General features: G+C 46.0%; 15 protein-coding genes. 12 read left to right on the top strand and 3 right to left on the bottom strand.

Translation table 11 applies throughout. The features are described from left to right. Positions 1-8 precede the first annotated feature (8 nt). Positions 9-641, bottom strand: a complete 633-nt coding sequence (locus tag ACRRSX_RS07910) for a TetR/AcrR family transcriptional regulator (RefSeq protein WP_432453744.1) — start codon at positions 639-641, stop codon at positions 9-11. A 272-nt stretch (positions 642-913) separates the two neighbouring features. Between ACRRSX_RS07910 and ACRRSX_RS07905 the strand changes: the two genes are divergently transcribed. The 4 genes from ACRRSX_RS07905 to ACRRSX_RS07890 all read left to right on the top strand — a co-directional run bounded on the left by ACRRSX_RS07905 (position 914) and on the right by ACRRSX_RS07890 (position 6,463). Beyond that, a complete protein-coding gene (locus ACRRSX_RS07905; protein ID WP_432453745.1) occupies positions 914-2,464 on the top strand; it encodes an ABC transporter ATP-binding protein in 1,551 nt (516 codons plus the stop codon). After that, the gene (locus ACRRSX_RS07900; RefSeq protein WP_432453746.1) at positions 2,457-3,569 is read left to right on the top strand and encodes an ABC transporter permease; all 1,113 of its coding nucleotides are present in this window, start codon (positions 2,457-2,459) and stop codon (positions 3,567-3,569) included. Before ACRRSX_RS07905 ends, ACRRSX_RS07900 begins: the two co-directional genes overlap by 8 nt. After that, positions 3,569-4,498, top strand: a complete 930-nt coding sequence (locus ACRRSX_RS07895; protein ID WP_432453747.1) for an ABC transporter permease — start codon at positions 3,569-3,571, stop codon at positions 4,496-4,498. Before ACRRSX_RS07900 ends, ACRRSX_RS07895 begins: the two co-directional genes overlap by 1 nt. 261 nt (positions 4,499-4,759) lie before the next feature. Further along, positions 4,760-6,463 (top strand): bifunctional metallophosphatase/5'-nucleotidase, encoded by a 1,704-nt coding sequence (locus ACRRSX_RS07890; protein WP_432453748.1) that lies wholly within the window; start codon positions 4,760-4,762, stop codon positions 6,461-6,463. Positions 6,464-6,531: 68 nt separating this feature from the next. Here the strand turns inward: ACRRSX_RS07890 and ACRRSX_RS07885 are convergent, their stop codons facing one another. Together ACRRSX_RS07885 and ACRRSX_RS07880 are read right to left on the bottom strand one after the other, a co-directional pair. Next, on the bottom strand, positions 6,532-7,215 hold the full coding sequence (locus tag ACRRSX_RS07885; RefSeq protein WP_432453749.1) for a response regulator: 684 nt from the start codon (positions 7,213-7,215) through the stop codon (positions 6,532-6,534). 10 nt (positions 7,216-7,225) lie between these two features. Beyond that, the gene (locus ACRRSX_RS07880) at positions 7,226-8,830 is read right to left on the bottom strand and encodes an ATP-binding protein (protein WP_432469656.1); all 1,605 of its coding nucleotides are present in this window, start codon (positions 8,828-8,830) and stop codon (positions 7,226-7,228) included. Positions 8,831-9,063: 233 nt separating this feature from the next. Here ACRRSX_RS07880 and ACRRSX_RS07875 point away from each other — a divergent pair, with 233 nt between their 5' ends. The 8 genes from ACRRSX_RS07875 (at position 9,064) to ACRRSX_RS07840 (ending at position 16,337) form a co-directional block, all read left to right on the top strand. Then, on the top strand, positions 9,064-10,035 hold the full coding sequence (locus ACRRSX_RS07875; protein WP_432453751.1) for a tripartite tricarboxylate transporter substrate binding protein: 972 nt from the start codon (positions 9,064-9,066) through the stop codon (positions 10,033-10,035). A gap of 108 nt (positions 10,036-10,143) precedes the next feature. After that, positions 10,144-10,608 carry a tripartite tricarboxylate transporter TctB family protein gene (locus ACRRSX_RS07870; protein WP_432453752.1) on the top strand — a complete coding sequence of 155 codons (465 nt, stop codon included), beginning with the start codon at positions 10,144-10,146 and terminating at the stop codon, positions 10,606-10,608. A gap of 27 nt (positions 10,609-10,635) precedes the next feature. Beyond that, positions 10,636-12,189, top strand: coding sequence for a tripartite tricarboxylate transporter permease (locus ACRRSX_RS07865; protein ID WP_432453753.1), 1,554 nt, complete (start codon positions 10,636-10,638; stop codon positions 12,187-12,189). A gap of 335 nt (positions 12,190-12,524) precedes the next feature. Next, positions 12,525-12,869: a hypothetical protein gene (locus tag ACRRSX_RS07860; RefSeq protein WP_432453754.1), complete on the top strand. Its 345-nt coding sequence runs from the start codon at positions 12,525-12,527 to the stop codon at positions 12,867-12,869. A gap of 44 nt (positions 12,870-12,913) precedes the next feature. Continuing rightward, positions 12,914-13,159: a hypothetical protein gene (locus ACRRSX_RS07855; protein WP_432453755.1), complete on the top strand. Its 246-nt coding sequence runs from the start codon at positions 12,914-12,916 to the stop codon at positions 13,157-13,159. 1,080 nt (positions 13,160-14,239) lie between these two features. Continuing rightward, complete coding sequence (locus ACRRSX_RS07850; RefSeq protein ID WP_432453756.1) at positions 14,240-14,665, top strand: hypothetical protein; 426 nt, start codon at positions 14,240-14,242, stop codon at positions 14,663-14,665. A 23-nt stretch (positions 14,666-14,688) separates the two neighbouring features. Beyond that, entirely contained in the window at positions 14,689-15,153 is a 465-nt protein-coding gene (locus tag ACRRSX_RS07845) for a hypothetical protein (protein ID WP_432453757.1), read from the top strand. Positions 15,154-15,536: 383 nt separating this feature from the next. Next, a complete protein-coding gene (locus ACRRSX_RS07840) occupies positions 15,537-16,337 on the top strand; it encodes a class I SAM-dependent methyltransferase (protein ID WP_432453758.1) in 801 nt (266 codons plus the stop codon). Positions 16,338-16,536 lie beyond the last annotated feature (199 nt).

Raw genomic sequence — 16,536 nt, 5'->3', positions numbered from 1 at the left:
AATCAAGTTCAATCTTTAACTAAGCCAATCCCTCGCAGCACAATATCAATCAGATTTTGTTCCGCAAGGTTAAACTCTTGCTGGTTTAGGGCTCGGCCTTTGATCAGTTTAATTTCGGTATCAAAGTCGGCGTAAAATTGGGTCGCGCCCCAAATCAAAAATAATAAGTTGAGTGGTTCGATAGGACGTATTTTACCTTGTGCAATCCAGGCTCGGATCAAGTCAGATTTACTGTTAGCCCAATCGATGACGGGTAATTGCAATTGATCCTTCACATTGGGTACACCTTGAATAATTTCCATGGCGAAAATACGTGAACTTTTCGGATGGCTGCGACTATAGCGCATTTTTGAGCGAATATAGGCGCTGATGGCTTCTACTGGATCATCTTCCACTGTGGTCTGCTCAAAAGCATTGTTCCACATGGCTAATATGTCTTGCAGTAAAGCCTTGTATAAACCCTGCTTAGACTTAAAATAATACAGTAAATTTGCCTTAGGTAATTCCGCACGGTCGGCAATCACTTGCAAAGATGTCCCTTGATAACCATGCTTTGCAAACTCATGAGTTGCAGCTTTCAAAATTACTTTTTCATTCTTCTTTCGAATGGTGCCGCCTTGCGTCACCGTCGTTTTTACCATGCGCGTGAAGTCCCTTCTATATTCGCTGACCCGATTAATAAGTCAGGCATTATTAATGATAAAATATAAAATCACTAGTGCTAATCTGTCGCCACAGCGATAAGCTAGGTGCGCACCATAATGCTTCAAAACTGGCAAATTGCGCACCAATCAAGTACAACATATTTTAAACATTTATAACTTGTAAGCTACAACAATAAACTTGAACAAATGGTCAGATTTATGCATTAGCTGTGGCAAGCTGTTAAATATACACATTGAATGGACTCAGAATGAACCAACACGATTCATTGTTAGAACTTTGGCAAGTCTCCAAACGCTACCCCGGCGTTATTGCCAACGACCAAGTTAGCATGCAACTAGAAAAGGGCGAGATTTTAGCCCTGTTGGGTGAGAATGGCGCGGGGAAATCCACCTTAGTAAAAATGATCTATGGTGTGGTTCAAGCCGATGAAGGTGGGATCCTGTGGAATGGGAAAGAAGTCAAAATCACTTCTCCTAACATGGCCCGGGCCATGGGGATTGGCATGGTGTTTCAACACTTCTCGGTCTTTGAAACGCTCACCGTGCAAGAAAACATTGAACTAAGCCTCGATGCTGGCGTGGTGAAAGACGCCGCCGCATTGCGAGCCAAAATTATCGAGTTAAGCGCCAACTATGAGTTGAAGGTCGACCCAGATCGTTACGTATATAATCTGAGCATCGGCGAGCGACAACGCTTAGAAATCTTACGTTGCCTGATCCAAGACGTAAAACTACTGATTTTGGATGAGCCCACTTCAGTATTAACGCCTCAGGAAGTCTCGGGCTTATTTAAAGTCTTGCGCACCCTTGCCAGTGAAGGCTGCAGCATTCTATTTATTAGCCACAAACTCAAAGAAGTCACTGCATTGTGTGACCGCGCAGTTATTTTACGCGGTGGTAAAGTCAGTGGCGAATGTGTGCCCGCCAACGAAACCCCCGATTCTATCGCCCGAATGATGGTAGGCAGCGATGCGGTGCTCTCGGAGCGTTACCATAAACGGATCGGCTCTGACGAAGTACTGGTGACCCGCGACTTAACAGTGCCCCCCACCAATCCTTTTGGAACGGGTTTAAACAAGGTTAATTTAAGTCTGCACCGCGGCGAAATTTTAGGCATTGCAGGGGTGGCAGGCAATGGTCAGGAAGATTTACTGGAAGCACTGAGCGGTGAAGATACCCGTGCCGAAGCCAGCAATATCGTGATGCATGAGCGCAACGTTGGCAAATTAAATGCCGGCGAGCGCCGCCTATTAGGGATGAGCTACGTACCCGCCGACCGCCTAGGACAAGGCGCCGTGCCCGAGATGAGCCTAGCCGACAATACCCTACTCACCAGTGCGCGTAAGGGGCTCACCAAACGAGGGCTGATTTTGCAGCATAAGGTAGTTGAGCTGGCCAAGGCAATTATTCATCACAACGATGTAAAGTGTCATAACGCCCATTCTCAAGCCAAAAGCTTGTCGGGCGGTAACTTGCAAAAATTCATTATTGGTCGTGAAGTAGACCAAGAACCCGACATTTTGATCTGTGCCCACCCAACTTGGGGAGTCGACATTGGTGCTGCTAGTGCGATTCATCGGCAACTGATTGAATTACGTGATAACGGTGCCGCTATCTTGGTGGTGTCGGAAGATATTGACGAGCTATTTATGATTTCAGACCGAATTGCCGCCTTATATGAGGGGCAACTGTCACAAGCCGTGCATACCGAACAAACCAATATTGAGCAAGTAGGCAAATGGATTGCAGGCGGCTTTATTAACCACGATGAACCCGAGGAGGGCCTGCGACGTGCTTAAAACCCAACCGCGTTTAGAATCATCAAAGTTAATGTCTTGGTTGTCACCGCTAATTGCGGTCGTACTCACCATGCTGGTATCCAGCATGATGTTTTTAGCGCTGGATATTAACCCCGCAACGGCCTTTAAAGTGTTTATTATTGCGCCCTTGAGTGACAGTTATAACTTGGGCGAACTGATGGTTAAAACCACGCCCTTACTGCTCTGTGCCACGGGCTTAGCCCTCTGTTATAAAGCCAATATCTGGAATATTGGCGCCGAAGGCCAGCTACTCGTTGGCGCCTTGGTGGGCAGCTATTTTGCCTTACAGGCCGGTGATGACAGCGGCTATAGCTGGTTAATCGTCACGCTCTTAGCTGGCACCTTAGCAGGCCTACTATGGGCTGCCATTCCAACCCTGCTGCACCAGTTATTTCATACCAATATTATCTTAACCACCATCATGCTGAACTACGTGGGTTTGTATTTGTTATTATGGGGGGTTCATGGCCCGCTAGTCGATCCCGCTGGTTTTGGCTTTCCTGAATCGGCTGTTTTTGCCGATTCGGTATTACTCCCCACCTTAAGTGAACAAGGTCGCGCCTCCATCAGTATTGTGATTGCAATATTGGCAGCCATTGGCTCGGGGATCATCCTGTATCGCACTCTGCCTGGATTTCAGCTGCGAGTATTTGGCTCCGACCAACCCGCAGCGCGTTACGCAGGCTACAGCAGCAAGTTTATTGTGTGGAGTGTAATGCTTAGCGCTGGTGCGTTAGCTGGCTTTGCTGGAGTTGCCGAAGTAACCGGACCCATTGGCCAGCTAATCCCACAAGTTTCACCCGGTTATGGCTATGCGGCAATCATCGTCGCTTATTTAGGGCGATTGAATCCTTTTGGTATTATTTTCGCGGCATTTTTCATGGGCACCTTGTATATGGGCAGTGACCTGGCACAAATTGAACTGGGTATGCCTACCGCAATTACCGGACTATTTCAGGGCATTCTATTGTTCTTCCTGCTAGCTTGTGACTTCTTGATCCACTACCGCATTGTTTTGCAGCCAAGTAAACCCAAAGCGAGCACCAGCCGCTCTTCTTCCGAACCAAAGCAAGGAACCGCTTAATGGATATCGAACTAATTCAACAAATTTTGGTTGCGGCAATTAAAACCGGAACCCCATTATTATTGGTCGCCCTTGGTGAGCTAATTTGCGAAAAGTCCGGAGTGCTCAACTTAGGCCAAGAAGGCATGATGTTGATGGGTGCGATGGCTGGTTTTGCTGGTGCCTATTTTACTGGAAATCTTGCCTTAGGTTTATTATTAGCCGTCATTGCAGGCATGGCGATGGCTGCGATCTTCGGTATCTTATCGTTAAATTTAAATACCAATCAAGTGGCCACTGGCCTCGCCTTAACCATTTTTGGTGCCGGTTTAAGTGCCTTCTTAGGTGCCAGTTTAGTCGGCTCCACGGTGGTTGGCTTTAAAACCATACCGATCCCACTGCTGAGCGAAATCCCTTTTATTGGCCCCTTGCTGTTTAACCACGATATCTTAGTTTATGCCAGCTTCGCCTTAACTGGTATTTGTTGGTGGGTCGTCAATAAAACCCGCGCCGGGCTAACCTTACGAGCGGTGGGCGAAAACCCATATTCGGCCAATGCTTTGGGAATCAAAGTGCTCAAGGTTCGCTACCTAGCGGTACTTACCGGAGGTGCCTTTGCTGGTTTAGCGGGTGCTTATATGTCGCTCTCTTATACCCCAATGTGGATGGAAAACATGACCGCGGGTCGTGGCTGGATTGCCCTCTCTTTAGTAGTATTTGCCTCTTGGCGAGTAGGCTATTTAGTCGTAGGAGCTTACCTGTTTGGTGCCGCTTCAATTTTACACTTGGTGATGCAAGGACTCGGGGTGACGATCTCGCCAAACCTGTTAGCCATGATGCCTTACGTGGCAACCATTGTGGTAATGGTCTTGATTAGCTCGAATCCAATTCGTCAAAAACTGGCCGCACCGATGAGCCTCGCTAAGCCCTTCGATGCTCGGATCCACTAACAAAAAACAGGGATTAAACCGCTTAGTTTAATCCCTGATACAACTCTAGAATGAGTTTTTTGTCAGTCCAGTGAGTAAAGCCTTCCGTTCAACACAATTTCACGTATCATGTTTGTTCAGGCTTTGTTTATCTTTCGCGGATCATCATTGTTGATCAATTAGTTTTCATCGCGACTCCGCTCAATGGTTACCAGCATCTGATCTCACTACAACTGCAATAACAATCTCATATACATCAGGCCCTAGGAGAACTTCTTCGCTATGCCCTACTCGCTTTACTTAGCTCATATCAACGATACCCACTCTCATTTCGAAGCGTCCATGGTTCACTTCAAGATCAATATTCAAGGGGAAGATTATCGTTTAGAGGCTCAATGTGGCGGTTACGCCCGCATCGCCACGGCGGTAGAACAGCTCCGCCAAGAAGCTAAGCAACAGCGTTGCCCTTCATTATTTTTACATGCTGGCGATAGCTTTCAGGGAAGTTTGTACTTTAGCCAATTTAAGGGCTTAGCTAACGTTCGCCTACTCAATCGTTTAGCACCCGATGCCATGACCATTGGCAACCATGAGTTTGATTTAGGCAATGCACCAGTGGCGCAGTTTATCGAGCAAGCCAACTTTCCCTTGCTGGCTGGCAACATGGACTTAAGCCAAGAAGACCAAAACAAAGCCCACCCTCTGGCACCACATAGCAATCTTTATCGCTATGATAATTCTCGCAAAATAGCTCAGTACCTATTAAAGCCTTTAGCCGATAAACAGCTAGCGATTGTTGGGATCACTCATGATTTAATGCATCAGATTGGTTGTCCCGATAGCGATTGCAGTTTTCTGAATGCTATCGAAACCACCCGCGCCACCATTGAGCATTTACATCACCAAGATATTCAGCACATCATTATACTCAGCCATTTGGGTTATCAGGCTGATGTTGAACTCGCCAAGGCGGTTAACGGTATTAGTCTGATTGTGGGTGGGCACTCACATACCCTCACTGGCGATTTTAGCAGCTTAGGCCTTAATTCCTGTGAACAAGGGCCTGCTTGGGTGAATGATAGCCTGATCTTACAAGCGGGCAAACATGCCGAATCTATTGGCTTAGCAAAACTCGGGTTTAATCGCGAGGGTAAGGTCACCCATATGGATGGTGGCATATCCTTCTTACTCAGCGAAAATTGGCAAGCCTTTGTCAATGAACAACCAGTGACGCCTCCCCAACATCAAGCAATGCAACACTACCTAAGCGGGAGCCGATTTTTCAGCCACTATTCTGCCGAGCCCAAAATGCAGACACTCATCGATAGAGACTATCGACCAGCAGTTGAAAAGATGCATCAGCAAGTGGTTACCACGGTGCCTCAATCACTATTTCATACCCGAGCGCCCACCGTTGATTTTCCTCAAGGTAGCGAGGTTTCGCCACTGGTTTGTGCCGCTTTCTATTGGGTGGCAAACCAACACTCTCCCACCGACTTTGCCTTACATAATGCCGGAGGGGTAAGGGTTTCATTAAAAACAGGTCCACTCACCAAAGCCGAAATTTGCGGTCGGCTACTGCCCTTCGAGATTGCCATCGTAAGTTATTTAATAAAAGGTGCAGACTTAGCCATCGTGATCGAAGGGGCTATCGACAATGCCTATAGTAACGGCATTGTCGGCACTGGCGATGGCAGCTTTCCCTATTTTCATCGGCTGCGTTATCGCTATCAAGCTGAACTTCCTCAAGGCCAACGAGTGAGTGAAATAGAGTTATACCAAGGCGAGCAATGGCAAGCAATGGAGTCCGCAAAAGCCTATAGAGGGGTTTCTTCGGCCTATACCTTAGCCGGTAAAGAAGGTTATCACGGGCTACTCCAGACTTGGGATCATCAAGATCTAGGCATGAGCATGAGCGACAGTTTTGTCGCTTACGCCGAGCAAATCGATCAACTGAGTGCAGAGACAAACCAAGCAAGCACTTGAGCCCTTTAAAATTCGCACCGCTCAATTACTCGCCAAGTGATTGAGCTCTCGTGAAACGCTTTACCAATTCAAGCAACCCGATGATACACCCGCTCAGGTCGACCCACCGCGCCGTAGGCCACTTCAGGGCTCAGCTCGTTACAGCTGACCAAATACTCCAAGTAGCGCCGGGCCGTGGTGCGGCTACTGCCAATCTGTTTCCCTGCCAGCTCAGCAGTTAAGCTGGCATGCTCCCGAAATAGCGCGCGCACCTTATCAAGTGTGACCGCATCAACGCCCTTGGGTAAGCGCCGCTTGTTTTCTGCCCCACCACTCGCCCCCTCGCTCATTGGCATGAGCTTATCGACATCTTGCTGCTCAAAACTACTATTTTGGGTCAAGCGCTGTAAATAGGTTCGATAGTTTTGCAAGGACTCTTGCAACCGCGGAAACACCACTGGTTTTAAGATGTAATCAAACACCCCATTACGCAGAGCCTCTTGTAAGGTGGCAGCTTCTTTGGCGGCAGTGAGTAACATCACATCAATCGCTAAATCTTGGCTACGAATATATTTCAATAATTCAAGACCAGTACCATCGGGCAAATACACATCTAACAAGATCAGTTGTGGCGGTTTGGCATGAATATGGATTTTGGCATCGGCAATGCTCAAAGCAATCCCCGAGACCTCAAAGTCACTAACGCGTTGTAAATACTGGTGGTGAATCTCGGCGATCCCTTGATCATCTTCAACAATAAGAACCTCAATCATAGCCTGACTCCTACTTCAATTGCTTGGGTAAATAAACGGTAAAGCGAGTCCCATTTTGATCGCTACTAAATTCCACATTACCCCGTAATATTTGCACTGTTTCTTTGACTAAATAAAGGCCAATCCCATGCCCCTCCTGACTCTTACTGGTGACCCCTTGCTGATAAATATTGGCCTGTAAACTATTTTGAATGCCTCCTGCAAAATCTTCCACTTCAATAATAATGTCGTGGCCAAGATCGGTCATCGACAAATTAATCGGCGACGGTGACTCGCTTCTGCGAGTCGCTTCAAAGGCGTTATCCAGCAAGTTCGCCACAATAGTCACGATTTGCTCCGAGCCACAGTGTTCAGGCAACTGATGTAAACTACTGTCAGGATCAATATGCAAACTCAAACCCAGCTCATGAGCGCGATGGAACTTGCCTAATATACAGCCAGCAATCACCGAGTCATCGACCGCCTCAATCAAAAAATGAATCAGCTCTTGAAATTGATCATTCGCCTGACCAATAAACTGCAGCGCCTTTTCACCTTGGCCTAGCTGGATTAAACCCGCGATGGTATTCAACTGATTGGCATGTTCATGAGTTTGCACCCGCAGCGCTTCCGAATGGGCTTTAATTTGCGACAGTTGCTGAGTGAGCGAGGTAATTTCATCTTTGCGACGAAAGCTTGAAACCATGCCAATAAATGAGTTTTGAGGGTCGCGCATCGGTACTAGGTTGGCGATCAGCAAATGGCCATTAAGCAGCAACTCGATGTCGCTTTGCGCCTGAGGTTGGTCGAGTAACTCCACCATGTCGCTGTCGGGTAACCAATCGCGAAGCGACAAACCGACCGGACTGGGTTGCGCGCCTTGATCTTTACCCAACAAACGGATCGCATTAGCATTAATGTTGGTGATGATACCCTCTCGATTAATCGCTATCACCCCTTCGCGAATGGTATTCAAGGTCGCCTGTAACTCAGCATAAAGTCGACTCATCTGTTCCGGCTCAAAGCCCAATAAAGTATTTTTAATTCGCTGTGCCAGCCACCAGCCAATGAGCATATTCAGTGACAAAACCCCCATCACTAATAAAATCATAAAATACAGATAGGGCTTGAGTTGTACATCAATTTTTTCTAATAGATAGCCCACCGAAACGATGCCGATAATATTTCCTTGCGCGTTTTTTACCGGTACTTTTCCGCGCACCGACACACCTAAAGAGCCTTTCGCCCGCGACACATATTCTTCGCCCAAACTAAGCGCAGCGTAATTATCACCGCCCACCATCGGTTGACCGATCCGCTCCTGCTTCGGGTGCGCTAAGCGCACACCATTGGCATCACCCACCACAATGAAACTGGCGCCCATGGTACGGCGCAGCTCTTCCGCCAGTAATTGCAAAAACTCACTGTCTCCACGCTCTACTGCTGCCACCACATCCGGTAACTTGGCCACCACTCTTGCCACATCCAGCGCACGCTCACCTTTGTCTTGATACTCTGAATCACTTACATACCAGTAGCTGGTCACCACCACAATGCTCAATTGTAACAAACTGTAGAGCAGCATAATCAGTAGCAGTCGAGCGCGATAACTGAATAGTCGAGCAGGTTGATACATTCCTTTCTCCCTGTATTCACACAAATGAGCTTAGCACGAGCATCGAACTGCACTCCCGTGAACAATATGAACTTAATCAGCAATATGAATTTTAAAGCCATTACTTGGCTTTTATTTATAAAAAATCACCTTTCGTTAACATTGCGTTAACCTTCTTCGCTGAAAAACATAATTTTAACTGGCGAAGTCACGTTCAGATCTTCTGGACACCCTATGGAACAAGGAGAGCCAACATGTTCGCCAAGATTCAATTATTGAGAACATTAGTAGGGGCCGCAGTATTGGCCACCAGTTTAAGTAGCATTGTACAAGCTGAAGAAATTCATTTTTTAATTCCCGGCGGCGCCGGTGGTGGTTGGGACGGCACCGCCCGCGGCACTGGTGAAGCCCTGATGAAATCGGGCATTATCGACAAAGTATCCTTTCAAAACATGAGCGGGGGTGGCGGCGGAAAAGCCATCGCTCACCTGATTGAAACGGCTAAAACCCAAGATCACACCTTAATGGTGAACTCGACTCCGATTGTAGTTCGCTCATTAACGGGGGTTTTTCCACAATCATTTCGCGACCTAACACCGATTGCTGCAACCATCGCTGATTATGGTGCATTAATCGTGCGTGCCGATTCCAAATATACCCATTGGGATCAAGTGGTCAGTGATTTTAAAGACAATCCGAATAAGGTCAAAGTGGCTGGCGGCAGTGCACGCGGCAGCTTAGATCACTTAATTGCTGCGGCAGCAATTAAAAACGAAGGCTTAAACCCAATGAAATTGCGTTATGTCGCCTATGATGCGGGCGGAAAAGCTATGGCTGGCTTGCTTTCTGGCGAAACGGCTCTGCTCTCCACCGGATTGGGTGAGGCCTTAGAGATGGCTAAAAATGAGCAAATTCGGATCTTAGCAATTACCGCTGAACAACGAGTTAAAGATGCCCCTAATGTCCCCACCCTCAAAGAGATGGGTAACAACACAGTATTTGCTAACTGGCGAGGTTTTTTTGCTGCGCCAGGAATTAGTCAGGCACAAGCAGAAAAGTTCTCTAACGAGCTAAAAGCGATGTATGACACGCCAGAATGGGAAACCGTGCGCAGTCGCAATGGCTGGGTGAATAACTTTGTTCCCTACAGCCAATTTTACGGCTTTCTCGAGCAACAGGAAAAAATCGTCGGTAGTCTGATGAAAGAACTAGGGTTTCTTAAATAGCTTCACTTCAGCCAGAAAATCCCTTGCTGAATCTTTTGCTTAAGCCAAACACTCGCTTAAGCACCGGTGTCGGAATCGACACCGGCCTTTTTTAATCTGGAGCAAGATATGCAACTTAGCAATCAACGAATAGGCGGCCTAGTGTTTTTGCTGCTGTCTTTGTTTTACGGCTATTTTAGCTACGACATTCAACTATTTGCCGGTGCCGAGTTTGAACCCTTTACTCCGCGAACTCTGCCACAGTTTTTAGCCATTAGCGGCCTTGTGTGTTCTCTGGCGCTAATTATCGGCGGAGGTCAAGATCTACTCACCAGTCTTAAGCACACCCAATGGCAGGCAGTAACAAAATTGCTGGCAGTGATGTTCGCCTACGGCTGGTTCGTGAACTGGTTGGGTTTTGTACTCGCCACGATTTTTTTCTTAGTGCTCAGTTTTCGCCTGATGGGCGAAACCAAGCATAAAAAAGCAATCATGGTCGCAGTGATCTTTACCCTGGTATTTTGGGCGCTATTGACTCAAATATTAGATATTTATCTGGAACCTGGACAGCTATGGCACTGGTTTAATGCTTAAACGTAAACCAGTCGCAAGGAGTAACACATGTTAGACGGAATTTTAGCCGGACTTGGCACCGCAATCATGCCAATGAACCTAATGATGGTGGTGGTTGGCTGTTTAGTCGGTACCTTTATCGGCATGCTGCCAGGCCTTGGCCCGATTACCGCCATCGCCTTGATGATCCCCCTCACCTACAGCTTAGAGCCTTCATCGGGTTTAATTTTAATGGCAGGCGTCTACTATGGCGCAATTTTTGGTGCTTCCTCATCTTCCATTTTAATTAATGCCCCCGGTTGTAGTGCCACCGTGGTGACCGCCTTCGACGGCAACCCGCTGGCTAAAAAAGGCCAGGCAGGTAAGGCCTTAGCGGTTGCGGCATATGCCTCATTCACTGGCGGAACCCTTGGCGCAATAATGCTACTAGTTGCCGCTCCAGCGCTGGCCTCAGTCTCCTTAAGCTTTCAAAGCGCCGACTACTTCGCGCTGATGGTCTTGGGTTTATCAGCGGTCGCAGCCTTCTCCGGAAAAGGCCAAGTACTAAAAGCAATTATGATGACCATTCTTGGCTTAATGCTGGCTACGGTGGGAACTGATCGCAGTGAAGGCGTAGAACGTTTCACCTTTGGTCAACTCGATCTAATCGATGGTTTCAGTTTCTTACTATTAGCCATGGCCACTTTTGCCCTCGCCGAAACGCTGATGTCGGTACTCAAACCTGAAGATCCCGGCAACAGTGGCAAAGAACAAAAAATGATGGCCGAGCTGGGCAGCTTAAAACTTAGCAAGGACGAAATCAAAGAGATTGCCGCCCCGACCCTACGCTCCTCTGTTCTTGGCTTCTTTGTCGGCGTATTACCCGGCGCCGGAGCAACCATTGCCTCATTTTTGGCTTATGGCGTTGAGCGCAACATTGCCAAGCCAGAAGATAAGAAAAAATTTGGTGAAGGTTCACTCAAGGGACTGGCTGCGCCAGAATCGGCCAATAATGCAGCTTCCACTGGCTCGTTTGTCCCTTTACTCACGCTTGGGATCCCTGGTTCGGGCACCACTGCCGTATTATTGGGCGCATTGATTGCCTATGGGATCCAACCCGGCCCACGCATGTACATCGAACACCCTGACCTATTTTGGTCGATCATCATCTCGATGTACTTTGGCAACATTATTTTGTTGATCTTAAACTTGCCACTGATCCCCTATTTGGCCAAGTTACTCAACATTCCACGTCCCTACTTAGTCCCTATGATCCTGCTGTTTTCCATCACCGGAGTGTATTTGGTGTCGTTCAATAGTATGGACATTTTGATTATGGTGGCGGTGTGTGTAGCCGCTTTAGGTTTACGCCTGCTGAATTTTCCGATGGCGCCGATGCTACTCGGCTTTATTCTCGGCGGCATGCTCGAAGACAACCTGCGCCGCGCCCTGTTAATTGGTGATGGCGAACTCAGCTTTTTGTGGGAACGTCCTCTCACCCTCAGCTTCATTAGCATCGCCGCGCTGGTTCTGTTCAGTCCACTGCTACGCCCCCTTTGGGAGCGCAGCAAGGCCGGACTCGACTACCAGGCTGCGAAACGTAAAGCGGCGGTTAAATCTTAGCGATTAGCGCTTAACGAAAAGGCCTTAAGATTGTGCTTAAGGCCTTTTTTATACGGTATTATTTGGACTCCTAGGATATCAAGGGAAATAGTGAAAAAATTTGCGCGTTTATACATGCACTAATTCAGATTATTCATTTTTATCAATCAGTTATATATTTACGATTTGAGATAATAGGTTTGGAAAACGCGCATGCGCGTTTTTCCTGATGGTGTATTTAGCAGAATACTGATAAGTTCATTACATACAGATAGTTAACTGTGCGCGTTTTCACTGGTCCAACAAGGTAAACGCGCATGCGCACTAATAAAATGTTATGAATCACGAAGGAAATAATGGAAACCGTTACCTGTTATAGGCCTTTGGGCCAAAAGGAACTCGATCTAGTAGCCGAGTCGGGCTTTACAAAATGGCCACCGCGCTTGCCTGAACAGCCAATTTTCTATCCCGTAACTAGTGAAGAATACGCTATTGAGGTTACTCGATGGAATATTACGGATTTTGGCGCAGGTTACGTGACAAAGTTTGAAGTAAAGAAATCCTTTATGGACCAATATCCAATCAAATGTGTAGGAGCTAAACGGCACACTGAATGGTGGGTGCCTGCGGAAGACCTTGAAACTCTCAATGAGAATATTGTGGGCAAAATTGAGGTAATCGGTGAGTACCGTAATTCATAACAATGCGGCTCACTAACTCGTCGCTACGCTCCTCAAGGATGGCAATGAGTAAAATTGAAATACCTCAGCACTTATTAAGTAAATTGGGTGCTGAAATGAAAATGGATTGCCACTGGATTGATGTGAAACTAAATGATGGTTCAGTCTATCCCAAGATGGTAGTTCGCGGCGGACGCTATATTACAGGTTCGTTGGCTTCACAAAATGGTGTATCAGATGTTCCATTTACTACTGCCGACATTAAAAACGTTCGTCGACAAACATTCTTTTCATGGTGGCCGTTTTGGTAAAAGAGAAACATAATCGGGTAGCCGGAGGTATCTAACCTCCAGCCCCCACAACACCCTGCATGCGGCTCCGCACAGGGCGTTTCCTGAAAACGGTTAAAATACAACGGCCGATTAGCTCCTTTGCATTCCAATGATGGCTTCTGTTTTTGCGCCATGACTCCTCAGTCCGGTCGGATACGGAGACAATGAGCTGCACAGGCTCCTCATTGATTTTCAGGTTCAGGCCTTCATCATGTCCCAACCATTACACAATAAAGCGGCATTGGGCTCTTTATCTAAAAACGCCGTCTGCTTAAATCGCCATAGCGTGAGTTAAACAATCGCTTGTTAAGCAGATCTCCCACTCTTTGTTTATAAGAAGTAGAACATGCACTTTCTCTTTTCTCTGCACTGCTGCATCATTTACGGTGGCCGTTAGATCACATGGCTTCGTTGTCTTGTGCCAACTCGCCTCCAGCCTACGCCTCATATGATGTTCTTGTTCATCAGTTCGCCCTCTCTTTAGATAAAAAGACGTCCGGCTTCCTTCAGACATTCCCTCGCGGCAATGCCCTTGCCATTCGCTAGTAGTTAGCGTTTAATAATCAAAATATTATTAAACGGTGACCTTCCTACAGAGGACTTTCACCTCATTAGTTCATGCCCATGCTGGGCGTACACAATAAATTTAAGAGAGATTCACAACGCTTGGCGCTTTCACTTCTAGCCAGTTTAGTGTTTATGGCACAATGATTTAAGTAAGGTGTCTGCGTTGTTCACACCTTAATTTGGCGTTATATGCCACCGGAGTTTGAGTGAAAAATACATTAATAGCACTCACTTGTTCATGTGACGATTTAGGTGTTGATAGCTGCTTGGATCGGGGCGGAAGTTTTGACTACGAAACTTGTCAGTGTGACTATGAAAACACTCATGAAGTGAAAAATAGCCATCAATGTTGAAATGTGTTGCAGTGTATTCAGTATGTGGTAGGCGTTATGGCTAGCTAAAATTCCAGTAATTAAGGAAGCTGAATGGCATATAACAAGCCGCTGTAATCGCTCACTGCGTTCGCTGGGACAAAAATATATAGGCAACCCTATGTTTAGTTTCTTCAAGAAAGAAAAATTTGAACCAGAATTCCCAGTCATAGACTTGGACTCAATTCCAGATGAAGTCTTCAGCAAGCTGTCAGCTTTTTCATCAGTAGATATAAGAGAAGATTCGGATGAAAAAGATATAGATTATTCTTTTGTTGTTGAAAAAGGCGTGACGCGTATTCACGTCGGCTTTGCGAATGATAGGATTTCATATGTAAACTACCTCACAGAACGATTTAACGGCAGTGAGAAGAAAAAGGCAGAGAAGCTGAATTGGTTTTTGGAATATTACGGCAAAAAAGAAGAGTATGGTGAGCCAAATAATACTGGCTATATGATATTTTTTCACAACACTAAAAGGAATCTCTCAATCGTATACGGGTTACACATGGGGCCTATTCGTGTTAACAATCACGCAAATGCCTAACAAAAAGGGGAACCGCGAGGGATATGCGCAAAACTAAATTTGATATGAATTTAGCAATATGCCAAAAAGTATTAGAGGCTTTTTCTGATATTGGAAGCGAACAATTGGCTCCAATTATCGAGGGGTTTTCTAAATCTATTGATCAAATAAAAGGCTGGGTAAATGACAATAATTTTCCAGCACCAAAATCCGAAATCGCTAAGGGTTTAGAGCAAGGTATTAACGATCTGTCGTTGTTAATTGAGGACCTCGAACCAAATTTCCGTTCTAAAGCATTTAGCGCTTTTTACCAAGCTGTGAATTCGGTAAATCCAGATTACTTTGAAAAGCAAAATGCTAAAATTCAGCGAGTCATCAAACGCGGTAAAATCAAAACAGAAAGTGAGTTCAATCTCTTACGTAATCGTCTAGACCGCATTGAAGGTAATGGTTCGCACGAAGAAAAGATTATCAGTAAGTTAGTGGAGCTGTATGAAATTCAAGCATAATCGGGTAGCCGGAGGTATCTAGCCCCCACAACACCCTGCATTCGGCTCCGCACAGGGCGTTTCACTTAGAATAGTGAAGCTTTATCCATCCATCTCGTAGCGCAAATAGACCTTGGGATTTCAAGTAAGCATTCGATAATGCTTGTTGGATGCCCGGTGTTTTTGAGCTCATCCATGGGCCTTTACTGGTACTAAGCTGTTAATTTTTGTATGTATTTTTGAAGTAACTCGCTACGCTCAAACAGACTTCAACTTTGATCCCTTGTTCATTTGCGCTACTCGGCGAAGATGATGGGATTTAAAAGCGTAATCTTGGCTATCGAGAGTGTGAAAGATTTTTGTTTTTAGAATGGGTGTTTAGTTTATTATCTCAGGAGGAAGTCGTGCAAGAAGAATATATGGAGTACTACGCAAAGTTTGATGAAGAGAAGCGTCTTCTTTCTCAAAATATTACGCGTATTGAGTTTGATACAACATTGAGTATGTTGGAGTCTTATATAGATCCTTCATGCAATTTAACAGAGCTTGGTGCTGCGACTGGTCGTTATTCACTTCATTATGCTCAGCAAGGGATTAATGTAACAGCTGTTGAGCTAGTTCCTGAATTAGTCGAACAACTTAATAATAATGCAAAACGCCAATCTTTGAGTTTGTCTGTCTACGAAGCAAATGCAACGGACGTAAGCTTTATAGAGAATAACACCCAAGATGTCGTATTAATTTTAGGACCGCTTTATCACATACAATCAAAGTTAGACCGAGAAGCGGTGTTGAAAGAAGCTAATCGAGTTTTAAAACCAAACGGCATAGTTGCAATAGCTTATATCAGCCGGTTCTTTGTTGCAGGTTTGCTCGCAAAAATGTCCAGCGATTTAGTTTTGCCAACTATGTTAAGTGAGTTAAATGAAAGTGGTTTAGTGACTTCACCTGCCGTAGATCCATTTTTTAGAACAGGTTACTTTGCTAAACCATCCGAAATTGAATCTCTCGCAGTTCAAACGGGGTTTTGTGTCGAAAACCATATTGCAACGGATGGTTATGTTCGCTTTATTGATCAAGAGGTCAACCAGCTTAACGAAAAGCAGTATCAAGCTTGGCTGAAGTATCACCTTTCCACGTGTGCGGAACCATCATTACTTGGTAGTAGTAATCATGGTTTAGTCATTGCGAAAAAGTGCAGTTAACAATAAGAATAGGTGTCGCGCAGCCGACACCTTATTCGGGTGTTGAACAAGCCCGATGCTCCTTTCTATAGTAAATAACGCTGTTGATGTTAGCGGGGCCAAAGCCTTGTTCGTTTTCCCAAGGCGAGTTTAGCTAAGACAGGTTGAACGGCGCGAAACCCTTACCGGTAATCCCCCCGAAAATTAATCCCATGCAAAA

Origin of the sequence: Agarivorans sp. QJM3NY_30, assembly GCF_050870855.2 — a bacterium.
Classification (GTDB): Bacteria; Pseudomonadota; Gammaproteobacteria; order Enterobacterales; family Celerinatantimonadaceae; genus Agarivorans.
Note: the sequence above shows the minus strand (reverse complement) of the source record. Positions and strands in the feature narration are given on the sequence as shown.